Here is a 24688-nt window from a genome sequence, read left to right as displayed (position 1 = left end):
AGCAGTACTACGGGCCGCAGAGCCCGCTCGCTTCCCGTCCGGGCACCACCGCGTTCACCAACCTTCCTGCGGGACAGGCGGGTTACCCGGCGCCCGCGCCCTCGTACGCGACTGCGGGCCCGACGGTGGAGCTGGTGCCCGACGGCGGCCCGCTGGTGGCCCCGGGGGGCGGCCCGGGTCAGTTCCCCACCCAGTTCAGCAGCCACCTCGCCGGGCAGCACGGCGGTCAGCACGGCGCAGCGGCGGGCACCACGGCCGCGACCGGCACCGCCGCAGCGGTCACGGTGGTCACCGCCGCAGCCGCCGCGGCTGCCGCTGCCGCCGGCTCCGCGGGCTCCTCGACGGCCGTCCTGGCCGCCGCGCCAAGGAAACTGTCGGGTCGTCGGCGGCGCGAGACGGTCGCCGTGCTGATCTTCGGCGGCGCTCCCATCTTCGAGAGTTCCATCCCGCTCTCGGTGTTCGGCGTGGACCGCCAGGACGCGGGGGTGCCCCGGTACCGCCTGCTGGTCTGCGCGGGCGAGGAGGGCCCGCTCGCCACCACCGGCGGCCTCACCCTCACCGCTCCGTACGGCCTGGAGGCTCTCGCCCGGGCCGGAACGATCGTCGTACCGGCCTGGCGGTCCATCTCCCAGCCGCCGCCGGTCGAGGCCATCGCCGCGCTGCGCAAGGCCCACCACGAGGGTGCCCGGATCATCGGGCTGTGCACGGGTGCGTTCGTCCTTGCGGCGGCGGGCCTGCTGGACGGCCGTCCGGCCACCACCCACTGGATGTACGCCCCGACGCTGGCCAAGCGCTACCCGCGGGTCCACGTCGACCCGCGCGAACTCTTCGTCGACGACGGGGACGTGCTCACCTCCGCCGGTACGGCTGCCGGGATCGACCTCTGTCTGCACGTCGTCCGGACCGACCACGGCGCCGAGGCGGCCAATGCGCTGGCCCGCCGCCTGGTGGTGCCGAGCCGTCGCGGCGGCGGCGGACAGGCCCAGTACATCGATCAGTCATTACCTGAAGAGATCGGCAACGACCCGCTCGCCGAGGTCGTGACCTGGGCGCTCGAGAACCTCAACCAGCAGTTCGACGTGGAGGTGCTCGCCGCCCGCGCCTACATGAGCCGCCGGACCTTCGACCGGCGCTTCCGTACGCTCACCGGCAGCGCGCCGCTGCAATGGCTGATCACGCAGCGGGTGCTGCAGGCGCAACGGCTGCTGGAGACCTCCGAGCTGTCCGTGGACGATGTCGCGCGCCGCTGCGGCTTCCGCTCCCCGGTCGCTCTGCGGGGCCACTTCCGCCGCCAGTTGGGGGTCTCACCGGCCGCGTACCGGACGAGCTACCGCGCCCGGCGGCCGATGCCGGCCAGCGCCACCGTACCGCCGCAGGGGCACCCGGGGCTGGGGCACCCGACGCCGGGGCATCCGGCATCGGGCGGCTACCCGGTGGAGCGTCTGTCGAGCCTGACGGGTGCTGCCGGTTCGCCCGGCACGGCCCCCGGCCCGGCGGGCGCGCCCGTCTCCGGGTCGAGCGGGTTCGCCGGAGCCGCAGGCGGCGTCGGCACGGCCGCCGCAGCGGTGGCCGGGACTGCGGCGGCCGGCGGTCCGGCGGGCGGCAGCTCACCGGCCGGCTCCGCGACGGGTTCGCCCTCCGGGTACCCGTCGTCGAACATGCCGGGCGCCGGAACGGCCGCGACCTCCGCCGTGTCGCCCGCCAGGGGGCGGTTCCGTCCGGTCGTTCCGCCGCAGCCGGGCGCGGGCGGCAGCCGGCCGTCCAGGCCCGGTGAGCGACCCGTGGAACGGTCGGTCGACCGCCCCTCGGAACGGCACGACCGGCAGGAGCGGCAGGGACGGCAGGCCGAACGGCCGGGGGAGCGGCTGACCGAGCGTCCGGCGGACCGTTCGCCGGAACGGGCCGTCGAACACGCGGTAGCGGAGGACGAGGCGCACGGCCGCCCCACCGCCCGGGGGCTCGGCCAGCGGCACCTCGCCGAGGGCACCGCCCTTCCGCACGCCCACGCGTCCGGCAGCCCGGCCCCCGGCAGGCGCCCTGCCGGTGACCGGCCGGGCGGCGGCTTCGCGGGCGCCGACAGCGGCCACGCGGGCGGCGCCGGCGCCGAACACCGCGAGCAGCACGGCGCGGACCGAACGGCCGACGCCCCGGACGGGGGTGCCGGGACCGGCGGCACGGCGCGCTCCTCGGAGGCGGGCCGTCAGCTGTCCGGCTCGCGTGATCGCGCCGTAGGCTGAGGTGCGTGAATGACCGTCTGGTATGGATCGACTGTGAAATGACGGGGCTCGACCTCGACCGGGACGCCCTGGTCGAGGTCGCCGCCCTGGTGACCGACTCCGAGCTGAACATCCTCGGCGAGGGGGTGGACGTCATCATCCGCCCGCCGGCCGAGGCGCTGGCCGGCATGCCCGAGATCGTGCGCACCATGCACACCTCGTCCGGGCTGCTGGACGAGCTGGAGCACGGCATGACGCTCGCCGAGGCGGAGGAGCGGGTCCTCGCCTACATCCGGGAGCACGTCCCGGAGGCCGGCAAGACGCCCCTGTGCGGGAACTCGGTCGCCACCGACCGGGGTTTCCTCTCCCGCGACATGCCCGCCCTCGAAGGCCACCTGCACTACCGGATCGTGGACGTCTCCTCGATCAAGGAGCTGGCCCGCCGCTGGTACCCGCGCGCCTACTACAACAGCCCGCAGAAGGGCGGCAGCCACCGAGCTCTCGCGGACATCCGCGAGAGCATCGCCGAACTCCGTTACTACCGCGAGGCCGTGTTCGTCGAACAGCCCGGCCCCGACACCGACGCCGCCCGCGCGATCGCCGCGAAGTACCAGCTTCCGGCCGAGTGACCGAGGTCCGGCCGCCCGCCCCCGCGACCCGGACGTCGACCCTGGCGCGAGCACCCTCTCGGATCCTGTAGAGTTCTCTGTGTCGGAGCGGGAACGCGAAAGCGGGAAAGCGCCGGACAGATGGTGGGTGTAGCTCAGTTGGTAGAGCACCTGGTTGTGGTCCAGGTGGCCGCGGGTTCGAGTCCCGTCACTCACCCCAACACCCTTGAGGGGCAGATCTCCTGGAGATCTGCCCCTCAAGGCGTTTTCGCGTTGCGGGTTTTCGCGCCGCACCGCCCCCGCCTCACCGCCCGCCTCCCCCCGCCTGCGCCGCCCGAGCCGCAGCCGGGCCGCCCGGGCGGGAAAGATTTCCGGCGCCCCTCCCCGAACAAGCTACCCGCTAGTAACATCATCGCCATGACCACACCTTCGATCGGCCAGCTGCTCGACTCCACCGTGCCGATGGCCCGCACCCTCAAGCTCGAGTACCTGGAGACCAGCCCCGAGCAGGCCGTGCTCCGGCTGCCGGACCAGCCGGAGTTCCACAACCACGTCGGCGGCCCGCACGCCGGTGCGATGTTCACCCTGGCCGAGTCGGCGAGCGGCTGCATCGTCCTCGCGGCCTTCAGCGACCAGCTGTCGCGCGCCGTGCCGCTCGCGGTGAACGCCGAGATCTCCTACAAGAAGCTGGCCATGGGCGTGGTCACCGCCACCGCGACGCTCGGCCGACCGGCCGCCGACATCGTCGCCGAGCTGGACAAGGGCGAGCGCCCCGAGTTCCCGGTGACCGTCGAGATCACCCGCGCCGACGGCGCCGTCACCGGCGTGATGACCATCACCTGGACCCTGCGCCCCAACTCCTGAGCCTGCGGCTCCGGGCGTCCGCTCGGCCCGGCCCCAGGACCCCGGCGGGGTTCCGTGGGGCCGGGCCGAGCGGACGACGCGGCGGGCGGCCCGCCCGACTCCGGGCCGGAATCCCGACGGGGCACCCCGGCAGGTCCTGACGCCGGACCTTTCCGAGGCATCGGAACCGGGAAGTACGCCGCCCACCCGAAGCGCCGTCAGATCGGCTGAAAGCCGCCCTCCGGACCACCTCCGCTCCGGCCCGGCGCGGTTGGCGCCTCCGCCGGGCCGGAGCGCCGGGCTGCGGCAGGCACCCGCGGCCGGTCCGCCGCGATGACGGAACGTCACCACGCTGCGTGACCAAACGGCCTCGCCGCTCGTTCTCCCATCACATGCGAGCCAATCACGCGGTCCCAGCGCAGCCGGCAGCCTCCCCCGTCCGACCCGACGGCCCGGGCCGCAGTGCGCGGCGGTCCAGCAGGCGGCTGCCCCGCGTCCTCGCCGCGGGCGGCGCGGTGCTCGCCCAGGCGTGGGGTCTGGGCCTGGGTGTCACCAGCGCGTACGCGGCGACGGCCGAACCCGACACCGACCTGGTCCGCAGGACCGACGCCCCCGCCCTGCTGGACGGGCTGACCGGCACCGCCGCACCCGTCCTGCAGCATCCGACCGCGCCCGTCGAGCAGGTGCTCCAGGACCGGATCAGGGCCGGCGGACTGCCGCTGCCGGGACAGGCGACCACCGTGCCCGACGCCTTCGCGATCGCCGCCGTGCTGCTGCCCGCCGTCCCGCCGCAGCCTCGCGGGGACGGCGTCCCACGCGCCTCGCGGTCGGACCCGGCCGGGGCGGAGGCCCGCCCGGCGGTCGGGACGGGCGTACCGGCCCAGCAGGCCGCCGCGCTCGTCGCCGGCCCCGCCGCGGTGCCGCCGCCGGTCGCGCCCGGTGACGCCGGTACGGGCGGTACGGTGCTCGCCCCCGGTGCGGCCGGGCCCGCCGACGAGGCCCGGGCGCTCTCCGTCCAGTTCCGGGATCCGGCGCAGCCGCTCACCGACGACGGGCTCGCGCTCACCGCCGCCGCCCCCGTCGAGGCGGGCGACGAACTCACCGCCGTACTCGTCCCGATCGCGGGGGGCATGCTGCTCACCGGTGCCGCGATGTACAAGCACCGGGGACTGCCGCGCGGCCACTGAGCGCGGACCGGGGCCCGGCCGATGGCTCGGGTCCGGGTCCGGGCAGGCAGCGCCGGCGCGGCCGGGGAGCGGGGCGCGCGCCCGGGCTCAGCGGAACACTCCGGGTGGCGGGGCGGGCGAGGGGGCTGCCGTGGCATCGGTGGCCGGTGCCGCACCGGCGGTGAAGTCGGCCAGCGACCGGCCGTGCTCGACCCGGCCGAGGTAGGAGTCCGAGGCCACCCGGCGGCTCAACTCGTCCAGCGGAAGCGGCTGCTGCGCCGCTGCGAGGGTCAGGTTCCCGAACCGCTTGCCGCGCAGCACCGCCGGGTCGGCCACCAGGCAGACCTCGGGGAAGACCGCACGCAGCGTGGCCACCTGGGACCTGGCGAAGAGCAGTGCCGAACCGTCCGCGATGTTCACGGCGTACCGTCCGCCGGGGGTCAGGGCCCGGGCGGCGAGGGTGGCGAACTCCACCGTCGCGCAGTGCGCCGGAACCCGGGCTCCGGCGAAGACGTCGGCGATGACCAGGTCCACCGCGCCTTCCGGGGTGCGCTCCAGCACGGCCCGGGCGTCGGCACCGCGGACCTTGATCTGCCAGCTGCGCTCCAACGGCAGTTCCGCCCTGACCAGTTCGGTCAGCGCGGTGTCGATCTCGGCGACCTGCTGACGCGAGCGGGGGCGGGTGGCGGCTACGTAGCGTGCCAGGGTGAGGGCGCCGCCGCCGAGGTGCAGGACGGTGACGGGCTTTCCGGGAGGGGCGGCGAGGTCGATCAGGTGGCCGAGTCGACGCTGGTACTCGAATCCCAGGTAGCCGGGGTCGGCGAGGTCCACCAGGGACTGCGGCGCGCCGTCGACCAGCAGCGTCCAGGCCTGCGGACGGTCCCGGTCGGGTACCAGTTCGGCCAGTCCGGAGTCCACCCGGCGGGCCAGCGGGCCCTGGGCGTGCGTCCGGGCGGCGCCGGGGGATCCGCCGGGGACGACGGGGGTCGGCTCGGTCTCGGTACGAGCCCTGCCGGCCCTGTTGCTGCGTCCCATGACGACCATTATCGCCGGGGCGACGGACGACGGCGCAGCTCAGCAGTGGTGGTGCAGCAGTGCGGCAGCAGTGTTCCGGGCGGTGGCGGCTCGGACCACGACCCTCGCGAGACGGGTGGAGCGGCTCCGGCGCGAGCGTGGTCGCAGCCCGGCGGAGCAGCTGCGGCCCGAGTCCGGGCGGCCTCAGAAAGGCCCGAAGCCGCCTGCGGTCAGCGTGCAGGCGGCTTCACAGAGTGCCGAGCGCAGCACCCACGCGTCCGTGGGCCGGGCCACGGAGTCGGGGCCGGAAGGCGGCATCACCCAGCGTGGATCGGTGGGCGGGTAGAGCACGGCTCCGGGTGTACAGCTACTGCCGGGCAGGTGCCAGAGATCGGCGGTGCCGGCCGGGACGAGGAAGGAGATCGCGGAGCCGCCCGCGGTCTGGAGCACCGCCCCGCAGGCGCGGCGGAGCCGCAGGATGTCGACCGTCTCCAGCCCGTGCCGGACGGCGACGGTGACCGTGTCGTAGCCGACCGGTGCTGGGGGTGGTGCGGTCGCGCCGCCGCCTCCGGCGAAGGTCGAGGGCCCGCCCTCGACGCCCCCGGCGGCCCTGGCCCCCCGGGCCCCTTCGGCACCGCGCGGGCCGTCCGGGAGCAGGGCGGGCGCGAGGCCCTGGGCGACCCCGCCGGCGACCGTCCGTCGGTACTGCGGCAATCCGATGGCCATGGCGGCCCTCCTGTCACCTCGTCAGGTTCGGAAGCCGGACCGCTGGGTCAGGTGGGGGCGCGGACCGGGGCTTCCAAGTATCAGGACAACGCGAAGAGTGCGCCCGAGGCCACGGGGCCGCCTACAGCAAGCCATGGCATTTCATGGCAGAACTCGGCAATGACGTCCGAAATATGGGGAATTGAGGGTACATCATCCGGCGACTCACCGTATTCATCACGTGACTCCGGGTACTGTCAGGAGCGCCCCGCCCGACCCACGACCCCATGCCATCACAACAGCCACCCGCGACACCAACCGGACCCGCACCAATCGCAGTTCACACCCCGAACAGCCCAACTCCACCGCCCCTCAACCGCCCTGGCGACAGCCGGCGGCAGCATCCAGACCAGCACCCCGCAACGACACCCCCCAGCGACATCCACAGCCCGAGCCCGGAGCGCAGACCATGGCAGCCAAGCGACCCGGCGGGCCGCAGTCCACGCCGACTGCCGCCGCCACCCCCCACGTCGCCCTCCCCGGCACCGCTGTTCCCGACGCCGCCGTCCCCAACGCCGCCGTCCCCAACGCCGTGATGCGGGCCCTGCGGGGCGACCGCTCCCCCGGCGAGTTCGCCACCGCGATCCGGCGGGCTGCCCGTGAGATCGGCGAGCACGTGTCCTGCGACGCCCGCTACGTGGGGCGGGTCGAGTCCGGTGAGATCCGCTGCCCCAACTACGCGTACGAGCGGGTGTTCCGGCACATGTGGCCGGACCGCTCGCTGCAGGACCTCGGCTTCGCCCCACGGACGGCGGTCCGCCGCCGGACCGTCGGCACGGCGGCACCGCGACCGCCCGCCCCGGGCGGCAACGGCCTGCTCCTGCTCACCGATTCGCACCATCCCCACGAGGAGAACGACGACGTGCGTCGCCGTACGTTCCTGAGCGGCGGCTCGACCGCCCTGGCGGCAGCGCTCGGCCTTGACCGGCCGGCCCACGCCGCAGCCCCCGCGCCCCCCGCCTCCGCTGCCGTGGCCGCCGTCGGCGCCCGGTCGCTTCTCGACCGGGGCGGGTCCCTCGACCGGGGCGGGTCGTTGTCCGCCGGGCCGACCGGTGTCCAGCCCACCGGCGCGGCGCCCGAGCTCGCCGGTCGTCCTGAACTCGGCTTCCCACAGGTCGGGTTGCCCCGGCAGGTGACCCAACTGCCGCCGCCGCGCAGGGTCGGTGCCGCCGAGGTGCGCGGGGTCGAGCAGGCGGTCCGGAACATCCGGCTACTGGACGACGCACACGGCGCGGACACCCTCTTCGAGTTGGCCGGCCAGTCGCTGCGCAATGCGTACGTCCTGCTCAACGACGGTGAGTACAGCGCCGACACCGAGCGCCGACTGCAGTCCGGGGCCGGGGAGCTGGCCATCTCGGTCGGCTGGCTGGCGCACGACTCCAACCGGCTGGCCGACGCCAGGTCGTTCTACTCCGAGGCGCTCGCCACCGCCCGGATGGCCGACGACGCATCGCTGGAGGCCCACGTCTTCTGCAACAGCGCCTTCCTCGCCAGGGACGCCGGGCGGCCGCGCGAGGCGCTGCGCGCCGCGCAGGCGGGCCAGGCCGCGGCCCGCAGGCTGGACTCGGACCGGCTGCTCTCGCTGCTCGCCATGCGCGAGGCCGGCGGCTGGGCCCTGCTCAAGGACCGGGCGGCCTGCGAGAGGTCGCTGGCGCGCGCCTACACGCTGTTCGACCGGGGCGAGTCGGAGGCCGACCCGGAGTGGATGTCGTTCTTCGGCGAGGCCGAGATCGCCGGCCTGGAGGCACAGTGCTGGTCCGCCCTGGGCGAGTGGGACCGGGCGAGCGAGCGGGCCGGGCGGGCCATAGCGCTTCAGGATCCGCACTTCGTCCGGAACCGTGTGCTGTACACCGCCGAGCTGGCCCACGACCGGCTCGGCCGGGGGGATCTGGCCGGGGCGGCGAACCACGGCTCGGCCGCCGTGGCACTGCTCCGCGAGGTCCGCTCCGCGCGGATCCGGAGCATGCTCGCCGACACCGCCGAACACCTGCGGCCGCACCAATCGGTGGCCGAGGTCGCCGAGTTCCTGACGGCGTACCGGAACGCGGTCGCGGCCTGAGCCCGGGCACCCGGTTGACCGGGGCCGCTCCCGGGGCCGCGGAACCGCAGGACCGCCGGGCCGCCTCCGCAGCGGGCTGTCGCACGTCCCGGATGCGGCGCTCCCACCACCGGTGACCGGTGGGAGCGCCGCATCCGGGACGGCCGCGCGGCCGCCGGCGGACGACGCCCCGGGATCAGTGGCCCTGGAGGTGGCTCAGGTCGTTCCAGACCTCCACGGCGGGCAGCCCGTACTCCCAGGACAGCACCGAGAGCGCTGCCGTCCCCAGCTTGAAGCGCTGGGCGTACTCGGGCGGCAGGCCCAGCCAGCGGGCCGTCAGGATGCGCAGCAGGTGGCCGTGGGCGAAGAGCACCACGTCACGGTCGGCGCAGTGCATGGTGGTGGTGTCGGGGTGCGGGGTGCCGTGCTCGTCGTTGAGCCCGGCGAGGAAGCCGTCGACCCGGGCGGCCACGTCCGAGAGCTTCTCGCCGCCGGGTACGCCGTCCCGCCAGATCAGCCAGCCGGGGTGGTCGGTGGCCCGGATGTCGGCGCCGGTGCGGCCCTCGTACTGCCCGTAGTCCCACTCCATCAGTTCCGGGCGGTCGACCGCCCGGTCGCCGAACCCGGCCAGTTCGCAGGTCGCCCTGGCCCTGGAGAGCGGACTGGTGTAGACGATGGCGTCCGGCAGGCCGTTCCACGGCTCCTCCGCCAGGCGGACCCCGAGCGCGCGCGCCATCGCGCGGCCCTCCTCGGTGAGCGGGATGTCGGTACGGCCGGTGTGCTGACCGGTGGCCGACCACTTGGTCTCGCCGTGCCGGACGAGCACGATTCGAGCGGGCATGGGGGTACTCCTCGCAGCTGGGGTGGCGGGTAGCCAGGGTGGGGTGCGGGCCGGGCTCACCATCGAGTCGCCGGGGACCATGATCCCCCACCGCCCCGTGCCCTCCCGGCACCGGCCCGCGACCCGCGCCGTGCCACCCCGTACCACCCCGCGCCGAGGGCGCGGTGCACCCTGGAGATCCGGCCAGGACGGCCGGCCGCGCCGAATTGTCGGACCCGGATGCGACACTGGGCCGCACCATGAACGTCTCGACCATCGGGCACGCGGAGTCGCCAGCACAGCGGCTCTCCGAGCTGCGCGGCCGGGCGCCGCAGCGCAGCCTCGACGCCCGCGCCCTCGCCGCCCTCGCCGCCAACCCGGGCTGCCGCCGCCGCGCCGTACTGGACGCCGCCGGGGTGGACAAGGCGGCCGTCGCCGGTCACCTCGGCCACCCCGCCCCCTTCGGCCAGTCGCCGTTCGCGATAGCGCGCGGCCATGTCTTCGAGGCCCGGCTCAAGGAGAACGGTTACGCCGCGCTGCTGGAGCCGCTGCGCCGCCACCTCGGACTGCTGCCCGAGCCGACCGCGCTCGCGGTGCCCGACCTGCTGACCCGGTCCGCCCCGGCCGTGCGGGCCGAGCGCACCCGGGAGGTACTGGCCGAGGCCGCGTCCGCGCCGGGGGTCTGGACACTGCTCGACCACCCGATGCTGCGCCTCACCGTGGCGGGCAGCCCGACCTACCTCGAGCCGGACGCCGTGGTGGTCCACGGCGGCCGGTGCACCGTCGTGGAGATCAAGTCGTTCCCCGTGCTGGACGGCGCCGCCGACCCGGCGAAGGTCGGGGCCGCGGCCAGGCAGGCGGCGGTGTACGTGCTGGCGCTCCAGGAGGCGGCGGCCGCGGCCGCGGGCCGGCCGGCCGACGACTCGCCGTACGCGGAGCAGCGACTGCCCGGCAGCCCGGAGTCGAGCGTGCTGCTGGTCTGCCCGAAGGACTTCGGCAACCGGCCGACGGCCGTCGCCGTGGACGTCCGGCGCGAGGTGGCCACGACCCGCCGTCAGCTCGGCCGGCTGACCCGGGTCGAAGAGCTGCTGGCCGCGCTGCCGCCCGGCATCACCTTCGACCTGGTGCCGGACGAGGCGGGCAGCCCCACCCGCCCCGCCGAGGAGCTGGCCACCGCGGTCGAGGCGCTGCCCGCCGCCTACAGCCCGGACTGCCTCTCCAGTTGCGATCTCGGCTTCCACTGCCGCGCGCAGGCGCGCTGCGCCGACTCGGTCGAGCAGCTCGGTCGCGGTGTGCGGGGCGAGCTCGGCAGCCTGCGTACCGTCACCGAGGCGCTGGCCGCAGCGACGCGGCACGTCACCGGCGACCCCGACCCCACCCGTGGCGTCGGTGACGCCGGCCCCGCCCGTGACGCCGACGGCGCCGAGGAGACCGAGGCCGCCGCCCGGCTGGCGCACGCTGCCGCGCTGCGTGCCGAGGCCCTGGGCAGGAGTACCGGATGACCCCGCCGCACGCACACCCGGCCCCGCACGCGCCCTCGTCCGCGCTCCCGTCCGCCGGCCGCCCGTCCACCCGCCCGGCCGGGCACCCGGCCGGGCACCGGGCCAAAGCCGCCGGGGAGTTCGTCCGATGAGCCTGTTGAGCACCCTGGCCAGGTTGGAGGCCGTCCGCAGCGGGCGGGCCGAGCCGCTCGCGACGGTGCGGCACCGGCACCTCTCGGAGCGGCCCATGGTGGTCGTCCCGCTCGCCGCCGCCGGCGAGTCGGGCGCACCGCTCGCCGTGCTGCTCGGCACCGACCGGTCGGCGCCGCGCCTGCACATCGTGCCGCAGCCGCTGAACCGCACCCAGCGCTTCGACTTCCTGGCCCGGTTCGCCGCCGACCTGCTCCCCTACCTGGAGTCCTTCGGCGGCGAGGTCGAGCAGATCGAGGGTTCCACGACGGACCCGGCGACCGGCGAGAAGACCCAGGTCCTCCGTGAACTCTGCACGGACGCCCCCCAGTTGATCGTCCCGAACGGTTCGGCCGTCCGGCACCTGGCGCTGCTCGGCCGGTCCACCCGGTTCCGCCGCACCGCCGAGGACGCCGACCCCGGCCCGTACCCGGCACCGACCCGGGTTCCCCTGCTGGGACGCTGGCTGACGCATCTGACCGAGCGGGCCCAGGTGCCCGGGTCCAGCCTGCTGCTGCCGATGACGGCGCTGCTGGCCCGGCACTGGGCGACCGGGCAGAGCCACCTGGAGGACCAGCACCTCGCCGCCCAGCTGGCCTGGCACTTCCCGCACCCCGGCCTGACCGGCGCCCAGACCGCCCTGCTGGCGGAGACCGAGCGCGACGCGCACGGCCGGCTCACCCACCCGCCGGCCGGTCCGGTCACCGATCCGCGCTTCGACGAGCTGCTGCTCGCCCCGGCCATCACCCGCCACGACACCGCCCTCGCCGCGCTGGCCGCACTGCAGGAACGACCGGTCCACGCCGACCACCTCGACCACGACGAACGGGTCGAGCAGGCCGAACGGGCCGAACGGGCCGAGCAGGCCCGACTCCGGGTCGACGAGGCGTCGCAACAGCTGCACGCGGTCCTGTCGCAGGCGCTGCTGCCCACCTGGGAGGACGTCTGGCGCGGCCTCGACCTGCTGCACGCGCTGCCGCCGGCCGCCCATCTCGGCGAGCGCTGGGAGTCCGACCGCTGGTCCTACACCGGCCACCGGGACCGGCTCGCCGCCGGGGAGCCGCCGCAGCCGAAGCAGGACGACGCGGTGACCGCCGCCCGCAAGCTGGCCCAGCGCGAGCGCGAGCAGGCCAGGCTGGACGTCCAGGAGGCGCTGGACGATCCGCTCGCGATGGCCGAGCACCGGCTGGCGGGCGAGGCGTTCGCCGGGACGGTGGTCGAGGTGACGCCGGACTACGACACCTCCGGCCGCTCGCCCAAGCCCCGCCCGCTGGTCACCGTCCGCACCGCCGACCGGCCGCACGCCGACCCGGGCCGCGAGGTGCACCGGGCAGGGGGGTCCGCCGGGCCGGCGTCCGGCGGCCCGTCCGCGCAGAAGGCCGTGATCGTCGAATCCGATCCGGCCGGTGGCACCGTCACGGTCCGGGTGCTGTCCGGAATGGGCCGGAAGAAGGAGCCCGAGCCGGGCAGTCTGCCGGAGCCCGGCGACCGGATCGTCTTCACCCTCTTCGAGCTGACGCCCCGCCAGTCGGCCCCGCTGCCCGAACCGGACGACACCCCGTGGACACACGGTGGCCCGCCGGGCGCCGCCGACCATTCGCTCACCGCTGCCGAAGAGTGGGAATGACCAGCACCATGACCTTCGACCCGAGCGCCTTCGACCCGGCCCCCGCAACCGCAACCGTCCCCACCGCACCGCCCGCCTCCCCCGGCGCCGCCGCGGACGCCGCCGTGGCCAGGATCCTGGCGGCCACCGTCCGCCCGGCCCCCGGTGCGCCGCGCGGCGTGGTGGTGGACTCGCCACCCGGCGCCGGAAAGTCGACGCTGGTGGTGAAGGCCGCCAGGGAGCTGGTCGGCGCGGGTGAACGGCTGATGATCGTCGCGCAGACCAACAGTCAGGTGGACGACCTGGTCGACAGGTTGGCCGAGAAGGGCCCCGAGCTGAGCATCGGCCGCCTGCACGCGAGCGACTCCCGCCCCTCGCCCGAGGCACTGCGGCACGCCAACGTCACCCCGTCCGACAAGGTGAGCGCCCTGCTGGAGCACGACGTGGTGATCTCCACGGCCGCCAAGTGGCAGTGGGTGAAGACGGAGGCGCCGTGGCGGCACGCGATCGTGGACGAGGCGTACCAGATGCGTTCGGACGCCCTGCTCGCGGTGGCCCGGCTGTTCGAGCGGGCGCTGTTCGTCGGTGACCCAGGCCAGCTGGACCCGTTCACGGTGGTCGGCACGGACCAGTGGGCGGGGCTCTCGTACGACCCGTCCGGCAGCGCGGTGGTCACGCTGCTCGCGCACAACCCGGAGATCGAGCCGCACCGGCTGCCGGTCTCCTGGCGGCTGCCCGCCTCGGCGGCGCCGCTGATCTCCTCCGCGTTCTACCCGTACGCGCCGTTCCGCTCGGGCACCGGGCCCGGCGAGCGACGGCTGACGGCATCGACGGCATCGGACGGCTCTGCGTTCGACAGGGCGATCGACGAGGCCGCCGAGCACGGCTGGGCACTGCTGGAGCTGCCCGCCCGGCACACCGTACGGACGGACCCGCAGGCCGTCGCCGCCGTGGCCTCGACGGTCGGGCGACTGCTGGAGCGCGGTCTCACCGCCCACTCCGAGCAGGGCGCGGTTCCGCTCGCCCCGGGCCGGATCGCGGTCGGCACCGCGCACCGGGACCAGGCCGCAGCCGTCCGCACGGCGCTGGCCGGGCTCGGCGTGCCGGTGGACCCGACCACCGGGCCCGCCGTGACGGTGGACACCGCGAACCGGCTGCAGGGCCGGGAGTACGACGTCACCGTCGTGCTCCACCCGCTCTCCGGCCGCCCCGACGCGACCGCCTTCCACCTGGAGACCGGCCGGCTGTGCGTGCTCGCCTCCCGACACCGGCACGCCTGCATCGTGGTCGCCCGCGCGGGCATCGCCGAGGTCCTGGACGAGCACCCCGCGACCGAGCCGGTCCAACTCGGCGTCACCGTCAAGTTCCCGGACGGCTGGGAGGCCAACCACCGGGTGCTGCAACACCTGGAGGAGCACCGGGTCCGACTGTGAGCCGGACCCGGCCGCACGGCGGGAGCGTGCCGTGCGGTGGCGGGCCGGGCCGGGCCGCTGCGGCGCAGCGTGGCGGGCCGAACGCACACCGTGGTGAACCGTCCGACCGGGCGCCCCGGACAAGCCACCCCGGCGCGTGGGCCGGGAATAGCGCTCTGCTCTCACACCGTTCCGCTACGGGCTGCCGTCGAGTGACAATGGACGGCGGCCGATACCGGTGGCCCATACCGGCCGCCCGTGCCCCGAGGCAGCAACCGACCCGTCACCCCGGAGGTGTCCCCCCATGCCCGATCGCCACTCGCCGGTCTCCGGCCAGAGCGGCCAGCACATCCCGAGCGGCCCCGCCGAACCGGCCGCACCGGGTCCGGGCACCCCCGTCCGCCGGCTGCGCCCGGCCCAGCTGCTCTTCGAGCCGCAGGCAGACGAGCCCGAACCGGAGCGCTTCTTCGACCTGGAGGCGATCGACGACCCGTCCGAACTGCTCCGCCGGTCGACCGAGTTGGCCCTGGCGTTCCGGGCCGCCGCCGAACGCGCCACCGACTTCCAGGCGATAGCGGCGGCGCAGCTCGCCGACACCCGCCGTTTCGACGCACTCTCCCCCGTCGAGATCGCCGACCGGGCCGACTGGACGCCGGACTATGCGGCCCGGATGGTCGAGTACGGGCGCACGCTGCTGCGGCAGCAGGCCGTCGGCGAGCACTGACCCCTGCGGGGGCGGGGGAGACGGGGAGCCGCCGAAGGGCCCCGGGGCTCCGTGAGGGGCGATCGCACACCTCCCCGAGGTCCGCCCCGGATGGGCGCGCCTCACCGAGGTCCGCACCCGCGCATGACCGCGCCGCGCGCCGGTGCGCCCGCCGCCGGATGGCGCGCGGGGCGACGGCGCCCCTGGACCCCGCCCCTGGTGGACGGCGGTGTGCGCGGCTTCGCGCACCCCCGGGAGGACGCCCGCCGGGCAGCTGAGCGGGTCGCCAGTGGCATATGCGGCTGGGAAGGGTACGCCCCCGCTCTCGGAGCTGTCCGGTGAATGCGGCTTTTCTTCCGTGCGGCACGGGCCGGGCGCCACGCTGCTGCACGTGGACATCTGGACCTATCAATCGGTTGAGTACGTCACGGTCGCCGGTGAGGCGTGGCTGGCCTCGGCGAGCGAGTATCCGAGCAGCATGCGTGCGTTGTGGGAGTCCCGGCCGTGGGCGCCGTCGGTGCTGCCCTGCGGGCGGGTCTTCGACGTGATCAGCATGCCGTCGCTGTTCGGCCGCAAGGTCCTGGACGAGCTGTGGGCGTCCGGCCCGGGCTGTGGGCCGGTCGCCCTGTACCGGGGCCGCACCCTGCTCTTCGTCCAGCCGGGCGCGGCGGCCCGGCTGCGGACGCTGCTGGCCTGGGAGGAGTGGGCCCGCGAGGTGCCGCCGCTGCTCTGCCACGGCACGGGCGACGCGGTGACGGTCCCGCCGGTGCAGCGGATGGTCGACGCGCCCGACTCCCCCGGCCAGGGGGCCGGCCGCTGGATCGTGGCGCCGGACACCCGGGAGCCCTGGCTGCCCGGCGCTCCCACGGTGCTCTGGGCCTGCGTCCGCGCCTCCAGGGGCCCGGCGGCGGTCGCCGCCACGGCACCGCGCCCGTCGGCGCACGCGCAGCCCTCGGCACCGTCCCGGTCGCACGGCCCGTGCACCGGGCGTGAGCCGTGGTCCTCCGCCGGTGCGGACGCCGGGAGTCCGCTGGAGCCGCTGCCCTCCGCCTGAGCCGGGTCGGTGCCGGGCGGCGGCCGCGACCCGGCCCGGGACCGTATTCGATTTTGGTTCCACCCGAGGGCACTGCTAGAGTTTTCTCTGTCAGCAGGCGCCGCTAGCTCAGTTGGTTAGAGCAGCTGACTCTTAATCAGCGGGTCCGGGGTTCGAGTCCCTGGCGGCGCACAGACAGCCGAAGGCCCCCTCGCAGCAGCGAGGGGGCCTTCGGCGTTCTCCCGTCGCACGGGTGCCCGTGGTGGGCCGCCCGCTGCGGGCGGCCCACCCGGAACGGTCCGTCAGCGCCCGCGCAGCGAACGGTAGCCCGCGACCAGGGCGGCGGTGGAGCTGTCCAGCTGCTCCGTGCCCTCACCGGTCAGCAGCACCGGCTCGATCCGCTTGGCGAGGACCTTGCCGAGCTCGACCCCCCACTGGTCGAAGGAGTCGATGTTCCAGATCGCACCCTGGACGAAGACCTTGTGCTCGTAGAGCGCGACCAGCTGGCCGAGCACCGACGGGGTGAGCTCGGCGGCCAGGATGGTGCTGGTCGGGTGGTTGCCCTTGAAGGTCTTGTGGGGGACCAGCTCGGCCGGGACGCCCTCCGCCGCAACCTCCTCCGGGGTCTTGCCGAAGGCGAGCGCCTGGGTCTGGGCGAAGAAGTTGGCCATCAGCAGGTCGTGCTGGGCCACCAGGCCGGGCAGCAGGTCGGCGACCGGCTTGGCGAAGCCGATGAAGTCGGCCGGGATGACCTTCGTCCCCTGGTGCAGCAGCTGGTAGTAGGCGTGCTGGCCGTTGGTGCCGGGGGTGCCCCAGACCACCGGGCCGGTCTGCCAGGCCACCGGGTTGCCCTGGCGGTCCACCGACTTGCCGTTGGACTCCATGTCCAGCTGCTGGAGGTAGGCGGTGAACTTGGAGAGGTAGTGCGAGTACGGCAGCACGGCGTGCGACTGGGCGTCGAAGAACGCCCCGTACCAGACCCCCAGCAGCCCGAGCAGCAGCGGGACGTTCTGCTCGGGCGGCGCGGTGCGGAAGTGCTCGTCGACCAGGTGGAAGCCGTCCAGCATCTGGCGGAAGTTGTCCGGGCCGATCGCGATCATCAGCGAGAGGCCGATCGCGGAGTCGTACGAGTAGCGGCCGCCGACCCAGTCCCAGAACTCGAACATGTTCTCCACGTCGATGCCGAAGTCGGCGACGCCCTGGGCGTTGGTGGAGAGGGCCACGAAGTGCTTGGCGACCGCGTCGAGCCCGCTGCGCAGCTCGGTCTGCAGCCAGTTCCGGGCCGAGGTCGCGTTGGTGATGGTCTCGATCGTGGTGAAGGTCTTGGAGGCCACGATGAACAGGGTCTCGGCGGCGTCCAGGTCGCGCACCGCCTCGTGCAGGTCGGCGCCGTCCACGTTGGAGACGAAGCGGACCGTCAGGTCGCGCTGGGCGTAGGAGCGCAGGACCTCGTAGGCCATCGCCGGGCCCAGGTCGGAGCCGCCGATGCCGATGTTGACGATGTTCCTGATGCGCTTGCCGGTGTGGCCGGTCCAGGCGCCGGAGCGGATCCGGTCGGCGAAGGCGGCCATCTTGTCCAGTACGGCGTGCACGCCCGGGACGACGTTCTCGCCGTCCACCTCGACGACCGCGCCGCGCGGGGCGCGCAGGGCGGTGTGCAGGACGGCCCGGTGCTCGGTGATGTTGATCTTCTCGCCGCGGAACATGGCGTCCCGCAGTTCGGCGACACCGGTGGCCTCGGCCAACTCCCGCAGCAGGCGCAGGGTCTCGTCGTTGATCAGGTGCTTGGCGTAGTCCACCCGAAGGTCACCGACCTGGAGCGCGTAGCGCGTGCCGCGTTCCGGGTCCGCCGCGAACAGCTCGCGCAGGTGCTGCTGTCCGATCTCCTCCCGGTGCTTGGCCAGCGCCGCCCACTGCGGCAGCCGGTCCAGCGGGGTACGGCCGCCGACAGGGTTCTCCGTCATTGGTTGCTCCTTGACTCATCCGGTTTCTCAGATACCGGCAGGGCCCAGCGGGGAGGGTTGCGCGAGGGTCTGGCGGTACGGGGTGCTGTGTGCGCCGACTCCGTTGACGGCCTGCCCCGGCAAAGCCTACGCGTCCGGCCCACTCGCCTGGCGCAGCGTCACCTGCGCCTCGGCCACGCCGTCCCACACGGCGTCACCTTCGCCGTCACCCACGCCCTCGGCCGCGCTCCGAGGTGCGCTCTCAGGTGCACTCTCAGGTGCGCCGGGAACGCAGGTCCAGCCCCCGCATCACCCGGTCGGCGATCTCCGGATCGGCGCCGACCTCGCCACGGGCCGCCAGCACCTCGCGCCGGGAGGCGGCGATCATCTCCTGCTCGACCTCGGCGGCGGCCCGCCACTGACTCATCCGCAGCTGCGACTCGGCGGCCTCCTCCTGCTCGTACTTCTCCGGACAGAGCCTGGCCAGCCGGTCGTGCTGGCGCTCCCGCAGCCGCTCGGTGATCTCGGGCGGCAGCCGGCGCTCCTCCTCCAGTTCGGCCAGCCGGTGCAGACCGGCCTTCGCCGCCCGCCACCACATCTCCCTGACCGCCTGCTCGTGCCGGTCGTGGTCGGCGTCCAGGCTGAGCAGCCGGACCAGCCCCGGCAGGGTGAGGCCCTGGACCAGCAGGGTGAACAGGACCACGCCGAAGGCGACGAAGACGATCTCGCTGCGCCCGGGGAAGTCCCGGCCGTCGTTCAGCAGCAGCGGGATACCGAGTGCCAGCGCGACGGTGGCCACCCCGCGCATCCCCGACCACCAGAGGACCACGGTCTCCCGCCAGCTGATCGGCGTGTCCTCCTCGCCGTGGCTGACCCGCCTGGAGAGCCAGGCGGCCGGCAGCAGCCAGATCAGCCGGACCAGGAGCACGGTGACGATCACCCAGGCGGTGTCGCCGAGCATGCCGCGCCAGCTGCCCCTGACGTCGGCGAGCACGGTGGCCAGTTCGAGCCCGATCAGGCCGAAGGCGACCCCGGTGATCAGGATCTCGACGATCTCCCAGAAGGCGTTGCCGACCAGCCGGTACGCGACCTCGTCGGCGTCGGCGGCCCGGTCGGCGAGGTAGAGCGCGCAGACCACCACGGCCAGCACACCGGAACCGTGCGCCTCCTCGGCCAGGACGTACGCGGCGAACGGGACCAGCAGGTTGAGCGCGACCTGCTGGGTGGGGTCGGCCAGCATCCCGGCCAGCCTGCTGTTGAGCCAGCCGAGCGCAATGCCGACGATCACGGCGACCACGGCGGAGAGGACGAAGCGCAGCGCCGCGTGGGTGGGCGAGAAGTCGCCGCTGACCACCGCCTCGATGGCCAGCGAGTAGATCACGATCGCGGTGACGTCGTTGAACAGGCCCTCGCTCTCCAGCACCGCCACCAGCCGGCGGGGCAGGCCGATGCTGCCCGCGACGGCGACCGCCGCGACCGGGTCGGGCGGGGAGACCAGAGCGCCGAGCGCGACCGCGGCCGCCACCGGAAGGGCGGGCACCAGCCAGTGGAAGACGCCCGCGACCGCCGTGGTGGTGACGATCACCAGGGCGACGGCGAGCAGCAGGATCGAGCGGATGTTGGCCTTGAAGTAGCGCACCGAGGAGCGTCTGGCCACCGCAAAGATCAGCGGTGGCAGCACCAGCGGCAGGATCAGCTCCGGCTCGACCTTCACGTTGGGGATCTGCGGCACCAGGGCCATCACGAGCCCGACCACCGTCATCAGCACGGGCTGCGGCACGCCGGTCCGCCGTGCCAGCGGAATGGTGACGACCGAGGCGAGCAGGACCACGAACAGCAGCGACAGTTGAGTCACCGACTCAGCATAAATGTGACAAACCGTCGTTTCCGGTCGTCCGACCGGTTCGTCCGGCCCGGGGCTCGCGCTTGACCTCAAGTCCGCTTCAACTTACAGACTGGTCGGCAGCCGAGAGACGAGGACGGGGACGACACAGATGCTGGCATCGATCTTCGAGGAGACCGGCGGACCCGAGGTGCTGCGGGTCGCCGAGCTGCCCGTGCCCGAGCCCGGCCCCGGCCAGGTGCTGATCCGGGTGCTGGCCTCCGGCATCCAGCCCGCGGACACCGCCATCCGCGGCGGCTGGACCCCGCCGGGCACCGCGATCACGCTGCCCGCCGTGCCGGGCAACGAGTTCGCCGGGGTGGTGGAGCGGCTCGGCGAGGGCTGCTCCGGCTGGCGGGAGGGGGACGCCGTCCTCGGCTTCCGTCTGCTCGGCGGCCACGCCCAGTACGTCGTGGTGGACGCCGCCCAGCTGGTGGCCAAGCCGGACCCGATGCCCTGGGCGGTCGCCGGTTCACTCTCCGCCTCCGGCCAGACCGCCCATGTCGCGCTGACCGGGCTCGGGGTCGGCCGGGGCGATACGGTCCTGGTCCACGGCGCCTCCGGCGGGGTCGGCACGGTGGCCGTCCAGCTGGCCCGCGCCTGGGGCGCCACGGTGATCGGCACGGCGAGCGAGCGCAACCACGACTACCTGCGCGAGCTGGGCGCGATCCCGGTGGCGTACGGGCCCGGACTGGTCGACCGGGTCCGCGGGCTCGCCCCCGGCGGGGTGGACGCAGCGCTGGACGCGGCCGGGCGGGGCGCGCTGGACGCCTCCGTCGAGCTGGTGGCCGACCGGGACCGGATCGGCACCATCGTGGACTACGAGGCCGCCGCCCGGCTGGGCCTGCGCGGGCTGCGCGGCGCACGGACGGCCGAACGGCTGGCCGTCCTGGTCGGGCTCTGGGAGGCCGGCGCGCTGCGCCTCGACATCGCCGGGACCTTCCCGCTGGCCCGCGCCGCCGAGGCCCACCGCCTGGTCGAGGACGGGCACGTCCGGGGCAAGGCGGTGATCACCCCCTGGTCGGCCGACTGACGCCCGCGTCCGGGCCCGACCGGGCGGGCCGTGCCGGCCCGCGCCGGGCCGATTGGAGATTTCGGCCGCTGACCAGGTAATGTTCTCTTCGTCAGCAGGCGCCGCTAGCTCAGTTGGTTAGAGCAGCTGACTCTTAATCAGCGGGTCCGGGGTTCGAGTCCCTGGCGGCGCACCGACAGACCGAAGGCCCCTCGCAACAGCGAGGGGCCTTCGGTCGTTTGCGGCTCAGCCGCCGCTCTCGAAGCCGCCGGCGGCCGGGCACCCGCCCGCCGTGGCGGAGCGCGCCGGGCCAAGGCCGACGGCGACGGCACCGGCTGCGGCGAGGGCCCGGGAGGTGCCGGCCGCGACCGGGCTCCGGCCGGCCGGTGGGCGGGTGGTTCGGGGAGTTCGCACGTGGGGGATGCTCCTGCCTCGACACGTGGGGGTGTCCGTGCGCCGGCGGGGTCGGCGGGGAGCGCACAGCCTCCCACGTGAACTAGACCACTGGAGCGAAACCGCGCAGCACGCGTCAATGGCCGGGGCGCCGCGGCCTTCTGGCACCCTTTCCGCCCGACCGGGCGCTGGGAGCAGCCCGGGTTGCGAGCCGCCGCGGCCCACCGAAGCATGGAGTGGTGACCGCGCCCGGCTATCTGAGGTACCCCCATCTGCGCGGCGGGCTGCTCACCTGCACCGCCGAGGACGACGTCTGGGCCGCCCCGCTCCTTCCCGACGGCACGGTCGGCCGGGCGTGGCGGATCAGCTGCGACCGGACCAGGGTCAGCCACCCCCGGCTCTCCCCCGACGGCGGCACCATCGCCTGGACCAGCTGGCAGACCCTCACCCCCGAGGTCTGGACCGCCCCGACCACCGGTGGCGAGGCGGTCCGACTGACGTACTGGGGCAGTCAGGACACCCGGGTGCGCGGCTGGCTGCCGGACGGCGAGATCCTCGCGGTGACCTCGTACCACGAGCCGTTCGGCCACTACACCTGGGCGCACGCGCTGCCGCCGGACGGCTCACCGGGCCACCGGATGCCCTGGGGCCCGGTCAACGACGCCCAGGTGGGCGGCGGGCACACGGTGCTGCTGACCGCCGCCGCCCCGCACGAGCCCGCCGCCTGGAAGCGCTACCGGGGCGGCGCCACCGGCCGGCTCTGGCTGGACCGCACCCAGCTGCTGCCCGACCACCGCGGCCACCTCTCCTCGCCCATGACGGTCGGCGGGCCCGACGATCCCCGGATCGCCTTCCTGTCGGACCACGAGGGCGTCGGCAACCTCTACTCCTGCCGCCCGGACGGCACCGACCTGCGCCGCCACACGGACCACGCGACCTACTACGCCCGCGAGGCCGCCACCGACGGCACCCGGATCGTCTACCAGCACGCGGGTGACCTCTGGCTGCTGGACAGCCTGGACGCCCCGGAGCCGCGCAGGCTTCAGGTCCCGCTCGGCGGCTCGCGGGCCGGCCGCCGCCCCTACCAGGTCACGACCGCCACCCAGGTCAAGGACCTGGTCTGCGACGCCACCGGCCGGGCCGGCGTGATCACCGTGCGCGGCAGCCAGTACTGGCTGAGCCACCGGGACGGCCCCACCAGGGTGCTCGCCGACACGCCGGGCGTACGGACCAGGCTGCCGGTGCTGCTCGGTCACACCGGTCAGGTCGCCTGGGTGACCGACGCCGTGGGCGCGGACGCCATCGAGCTGGCCGCACTGCCCACGCGCGGCGGTACACCGGACGGCCCCGTCGGAGCGGACGGACCGGACCGCCCCGTCGGCCCCGTCGGACCGGGCGGACCGGGCGGACCGCTCACCGCCAAGCCGCGCCGGATCGCCGCCGGGCGGATCGGCCGGGTGGTCGAACTGGCGGCCACCCCCGACGGCCACACCCTGGCGGTGGCCACCTCCGAGGGGCGGCTGCTGCTGGTCGCCACCGCCGACGGAGCCGTCCGCCAGGTGGCCGCCTCCTCGTACGGGCCGGTGAGCAGCCCGTCCTTCTCGCCGGACTCGCACTGGCTCACCTGGTCGCAGCCGGCCGCCGGCCGCTCACTGCGCAGCATCAAGCTGGCCCGGGTGGACGCGCCGGAGCACGTGATCGACGTGACCGGTGGGCGGTTCGAGGACGAACACCCGGCGTTCACCCGGGACGGCCGCTACCTGGTCTTCCTGTCCTGGCGCGGCTTCGACCCGGTGCACGACGTGCACACCGGCGACATGTCCTTCCCGCTCGGCTGCCGCCCCTACCTGGTGCCGCTCGCGGCCGACACCCCGTCCCCGTTCGCCTCACGCGCCGAGGGGCGGCCCCCGGTCGGGCTCGACCCGGACCAGGCGCAGGGCGACGGCACGGTACGGGTGGACCCGTCGGGGCTGGCCACCCGGCTGGTGCCGTTCCCGGTGATCGCCTCCAAGTACTCGGCCACGGCGGCTGTGCGCGGCGGCGTGGTCTGGCTGCGCTGGCCGATCTCCGGGGCGCTCGGGCAGACCTTCACCAATCCGGCCGACCTCTCGGGCCGCCCGGCGCTGGAGTACTTCGACCTGGCCCACGGCACCCGCAGCACCGTGGTGGACCGGCTGGACGGATTCTCGGTCTCCGGCGACGGCCGCGCCGTCTCGGTGTACTCGGGAGGGGCGCTGACGCTGCACCAGATCGGGTCGCCGAGCCCACCGCTCAACGTCGACCTGCGCAGGATCACGCACACCGTGCACCCCGGCCCGGAGTGGCGCCAGGCGTACCACGAGGCGGCCAGGATCGTCCGCGACCAGTTCTGGGACGCCGGGATGTGCGGCCTGGACTGGCCCGAACTGGTCGCGCAGTACGAGCCGTTGCTGGAACGCATCGCCAGCCCGGACGACTTCGCCGACCTGCTGCGCGAACTCGTCGGCGAACTGGGCACCTCGCACGCGTACGTCACCCCGGCGCGGCGCGGCGAAGGACCCGCGCCCGTCCAGCAGCCGCTCGGCCTGCTCGGCGCCAACGTCCACCGCGCGCCGGACGGGCGGTGGCTGGTGGACCGCATCCTGCCCGGCGAGTCCTCCGACCCCAGAGCGCGCGCCCCGCTCGCCGGGTTCGGCCTGCGCGACGGCGACGAGCTCCTGGCCGTCGACGGGCGACCGCCCGACCCGCTGCGCGGCGTGGGCCCGCTGCTGGCCGGCACCGGCGGCAGCACCGTCGAACTCACCTTCCGCTGCGGCCCGCAGAAGCGGGTGCGGCGGATCGCGGCGACCCCGCTGTCCGACGAGCGGCCGATCCGCTACCAGGACTGGGTGATCAAACGCCGCTACCTGGTGCGGGAGTTCAGCGACGGCAAGTGCGGCTACCTGCACATCCCGGACCTCGGCGGCTCCGGCTGGGCCCAGTTCAACCGCGACCTGCGGCGCGAACTCGACCGCCCCGCCGTGGTGTTGGACGTCCGGGGGAACGCGGGCGGGAACGTCTCCGAACTCGTCCTGGAGAAGCTCCGCCGCCGGGTCATGGCCTGGGACTTCAGCCGGGGCAGGGAGCCGGTCCGCTGGCCCAGGGACGCGGTGCGCGGACCGGTGGTCGCGCTCGCGGACCACGCCACCAGCTCGGACGGCGACGTCATCATCACCGCGATCAAACTGCTCGGCATCGGCCCGGTGGTCGGCACCCGCACCTGGGGCGGGGTGGTCGGGATGACCGGCAGGCACGTGCTCGGCGACGGGACGGCGATCTCGGTGCCGAAGAACGCGTCCTGGTTCACCGGCGGGATCGGCTTCTCGGTGGAGAACCACGGGGTCGACCCGGACGTCCAGGTGCTGCGCTCCCCGCACGACTGGGCCAGGGGCAACCACACCGAGCTGGTCACCGCCGTCCGCCTGGCGATGGACCTGCTGGAGGACGCCCCCGCCTCCGTACCGCCGCCGCCCGACGTCCAGCGGCCCGACCTGCGCAGGCCGCCCCTGCCGCCGCGCTCGCCGGGCTGAGCGGGCTCGCCGTGTG

At 74.7% G+C, this 24688-nt stretch carries 18 protein-coding genes, 3 tRNA genes and 1 pseudogene; 16 read left to right on the top strand and 6 right to left on the bottom strand.

Going from position 1 to position 24688, the window contains the following annotated elements:
- Window positions 1–350: 350 nt before the first annotated feature.
- From ACFC1R_RS07720 to ACFC1R_RS07700, 5 genes and pseudogenes are all read left to right on the top strand, one after another.
- Window positions 351–1346, top strand: a pseudogene (locus ACFC1R_RS07720) (helix-turn-helix domain-containing protein); the annotation flags it as partial.
- An 896-nt stretch (window positions 1347–2242) separates the two neighbouring features.
- The gene (gene orn, locus ACFC1R_RS07715; protein ID WP_375934334.1) at window positions 2243–2845 is read left to right on the top strand and encodes an oligoribonuclease; all 603 of its coding nucleotides are present in this window, start codon (window positions 2243–2245) and stop codon (window positions 2843–2845) included.
- Window positions 2846–2968: 123 nt separating this feature from the next.
- Window positions 2969–3044 (top strand) — tRNA-His (locus tag ACFC1R_RS07710).
- Window positions 3045–3241: 197 nt separating this feature from the next.
- On the top strand, window positions 3242–3688 hold the full coding sequence (locus ACFC1R_RS07705) for a DUF4442 domain-containing protein (RefSeq protein WP_045300706.1): 447 nt from the start codon (window positions 3242–3244) through the stop codon (window positions 3686–3688).
- A 494-nt stretch (window positions 3689–4182) separates the two neighbouring features.
- On the top strand, window positions 4183–4854 hold the full coding sequence (locus ACFC1R_RS07700) for a hypothetical protein (RefSeq protein ID WP_375934331.1): 672 nt from the start codon (window positions 4183–4185) through the stop codon (window positions 4852–4854).
- Window positions 4855–4941: 87 nt separating this feature from the next.
- On the opposite strand, the gene ACFC1R_RS07695 is transcribed toward ACFC1R_RS07700, so the two are convergent.
- Complete coding sequence (locus ACFC1R_RS07695; RefSeq protein ID WP_375934328.1) at window positions 4942–5868, bottom strand: spermidine synthase; 927 nt, start codon at window positions 5866–5868, stop codon at window positions 4942–4944.
- Between the two features lie 183 nt (window positions 5869–6051).
- Window positions 6052–6573 carry a hypothetical protein gene (locus tag ACFC1R_RS07690; protein ID WP_375934325.1) on the bottom strand — a complete coding sequence of 174 codons (522 nt, stop codon included), beginning with the start codon at window positions 6571–6573 and terminating at the stop codon, window positions 6052–6054.
- Between the two features lie 448 nt (window positions 6574–7021).
- Between ACFC1R_RS07690 and ACFC1R_RS07685 the strand changes: the two genes are divergently transcribed.
- Window positions 7022–8671: a tetratricopeptide repeat protein gene (locus ACFC1R_RS07685; RefSeq protein WP_375934322.1), complete on the top strand. Its 1650-nt coding sequence runs from the start codon at window positions 7022–7024 to the stop codon at window positions 8669–8671.
- A 175-nt stretch (window positions 8672–8846) separates the two neighbouring features.
- Here ACFC1R_RS07685 and ACFC1R_RS07680 read toward each other — a convergent pair whose 3' ends face one another.
- On the bottom strand, window positions 8847–9491 hold the full coding sequence (locus ACFC1R_RS07680; protein WP_375934319.1) for a histidine phosphatase family protein: 645 nt from the start codon (window positions 9489–9491) through the stop codon (window positions 8847–8849).
- A 239-nt stretch (window positions 9492–9730) separates the two neighbouring features.
- Here ACFC1R_RS07680 and ACFC1R_RS07675 point away from each other — a divergent pair, with 239 nt between their 5' ends.
- From ACFC1R_RS07675 to ACFC1R_RS07645, 7 genes are all read left to right on the top strand, one after another.
- Window positions 9731–10972 (top strand): hypothetical protein, encoded by a 1242-nt coding sequence (locus ACFC1R_RS07675; protein ID WP_375934316.1) that lies wholly within the window; start codon window positions 9731–9733, stop codon window positions 10970–10972.
- Entirely contained in the window at window positions 10969–11103 is a 135-nt protein-coding gene (locus ACFC1R_RS07670) for a hypothetical protein (RefSeq protein WP_375934313.1), read from the top strand. Before ACFC1R_RS07675 ends, ACFC1R_RS07670 begins: the two co-directional genes overlap by 4 nt.
- Window positions 11100–12767, top strand: a complete 1668-nt coding sequence (locus ACFC1R_RS07665; RefSeq protein WP_375934310.1) for a hypothetical protein — start codon at window positions 11100–11102, stop codon at window positions 12765–12767. The genes ACFC1R_RS07670 and ACFC1R_RS07665 overlap by 4 nt, the downstream gene beginning before the upstream one ends.
- Before the next feature lie 8 nt (window positions 12768–12775).
- A complete protein-coding gene (locus ACFC1R_RS07660) occupies window positions 12776–14179 on the top strand; it encodes an AAA domain-containing protein (RefSeq protein WP_375934409.1) in 1404 nt (467 codons plus the stop codon).
- Between the two features lie 283 nt (window positions 14180–14462).
- On the top strand, window positions 14463–14882 hold the full coding sequence (locus ACFC1R_RS07655; RefSeq protein WP_375934308.1) for a hypothetical protein: 420 nt from the start codon (window positions 14463–14465) through the stop codon (window positions 14880–14882).
- 370 nt (window positions 14883–15252) lie between these two features.
- Window positions 15253–15915, top strand: coding sequence for a bifunctional DNA primase/polymerase (locus ACFC1R_RS07650; protein ID WP_375934305.1), 663 nt, complete (start codon window positions 15253–15255; stop codon window positions 15913–15915).
- Between the two features lie 97 nt (window positions 15916–16012).
- Window positions 16013–16086 (top strand) — tRNA-Lys (locus ACFC1R_RS07645).
- Between the two features lie 110 nt (window positions 16087–16196).
- Here the strand turns inward: ACFC1R_RS07645 and pgi are convergent.
- Together pgi and ACFC1R_RS07635 are read right to left on the bottom strand one after the other, a co-directional pair.
- A complete protein-coding gene (gene pgi / locus ACFC1R_RS07640; protein ID WP_375934302.1) occupies window positions 16197–17858 on the bottom strand; it encodes a glucose-6-phosphate isomerase in 1662 nt (553 codons plus the stop codon).
- A 253-nt stretch (window positions 17859–18111) separates the two neighbouring features.
- The gene (locus ACFC1R_RS07635) at window positions 18112–19692 is read right to left on the bottom strand and encodes a Na+/H+ antiporter (protein WP_375934299.1); all 1581 of its coding nucleotides are present in this window, start codon (window positions 19690–19692) and stop codon (window positions 18112–18114) included.
- A gap of 139 nt (window positions 19693–19831) precedes the next feature.
- Here ACFC1R_RS07635 and ACFC1R_RS07630 point away from each other — a divergent pair, with 139 nt between their 5' ends.
- Both ACFC1R_RS07630 and ACFC1R_RS07625 read left to right on the top strand, forming a co-directional pair.
- Entirely contained in the window at window positions 19832–20752 is a 921-nt protein-coding gene (locus tag ACFC1R_RS07630) for an NADP-dependent oxidoreductase (RefSeq protein WP_375934296.1), read from the top strand.
- A 98-nt stretch (window positions 20753–20850) separates the two neighbouring features.
- Window positions 20851–20924 (top strand) — tRNA-Lys (locus tag ACFC1R_RS07625).
- A gap of 53 nt (window positions 20925–20977) precedes the next feature.
- Here ACFC1R_RS07625 and ACFC1R_RS07620 read toward each other — a convergent pair.
- Entirely contained in the window at window positions 20978–21145 is a 168-nt protein-coding gene (locus tag ACFC1R_RS07620) for a hypothetical protein (RefSeq protein WP_375934293.1), read from the bottom strand.
- Window positions 21146–21363: 218 nt separating this feature from the next.
- Between ACFC1R_RS07620 and ACFC1R_RS07615 the strand changes: the two genes are divergently transcribed.
- On the top strand, window positions 21364–24672 hold the full coding sequence (locus ACFC1R_RS07615) for a S41 family peptidase (protein ID WP_375934290.1): 3309 nt from the start codon (window positions 21364–21366) through the stop codon (window positions 24670–24672).
- Window positions 24673–24688: the final 16 nt, after the last annotated feature.

The organism is Kitasatospora sp. NPDC056138 (genome assembly GCF_042264695.1).
GTDB lineage: Bacteria > Actinomycetota > Actinomycetes > Streptomycetales > Streptomycetaceae > Kitasatospora.
Note: the sequence above shows the minus strand (reverse complement) of the source record. Positions and strands in the feature narration are given on the sequence as shown.

Excerpts from the sequence above, each read along its gene's own strand:
- ACFC1R_RS07630 (WP_375934296.1), top strand. The coding sequence starts at position 19,832 with ATGCTGGCATCGATCTTCGAGGAGACCGGCGGACCCGAGGTGCTGCGG.
- ACFC1R_RS07665 (WP_375934310.1), top strand. The coding sequence starts at position 11,100 with ATGAGCCTGTTGAGCACCCTGGCCAGGTTGGAGGCCGTCCGCAGCGGG.
- ACFC1R_RS07660 (WP_375934409.1), top strand. The coding sequence starts at position 12,776 with ATGACCTTCGACCCGAGCGCCTTCGACCCGGCCCCCGCAACCGCAACC.
- ACFC1R_RS07705 (WP_045300706.1), top strand. The coding sequence starts at position 3,242 with ATGACCACACCTTCGATCGGCCAGCTGCTCGACTCCACCGTGCCGATG.
- ACFC1R_RS07690 (WP_375934325.1), bottom strand. The coding sequence starts at position 6,573 with ATGGCCATCGGATTGCCGCAGTACCGACGGACGGTCGCCGGCGGGGTC.
- ACFC1R_RS07655 (WP_375934308.1), top strand. The coding sequence starts at position 14,463 with ATGCCCGATCGCCACTCGCCGGTCTCCGGCCAGAGCGGCCAGCACATC.
- ACFC1R_RS07680 (WP_375934319.1), bottom strand. The coding sequence starts at position 9,491 with ATGCCCGCTCGAATCGTGCTCGTCCGGCACGGCGAGACCAAGTGGTCG.
- ACFC1R_RS07685 (WP_375934322.1), top strand. The coding sequence starts at position 7,022 with ATGGCAGCCAAGCGACCCGGCGGGCCGCAGTCCACGCCGACTGCCGCC.
- ACFC1R_RS07695 (WP_375934328.1), bottom strand. The coding sequence starts at position 5,868 with ATGGGACGCAGCAACAGGGCCGGCAGGGCTCGTACCGAGACCGAGCCG.
- ACFC1R_RS07670 (WP_375934313.1), top strand. The coding sequence starts at position 10,969 with ATGACCCCGCCGCACGCACACCCGGCCCCGCACGCGCCCTCGTCCGCG.
- pgi (WP_375934302.1), bottom strand. The coding sequence starts at position 17,858 with ATGACGGAGAACCCTGTCGGCGGCCGTACCCCGCTGGACCGGCTGCCG.
- ACFC1R_RS07675 (WP_375934316.1), top strand. The coding sequence starts at position 9,731 with ATGAACGTCTCGACCATCGGGCACGCGGAGTCGCCAGCACAGCGGCTC.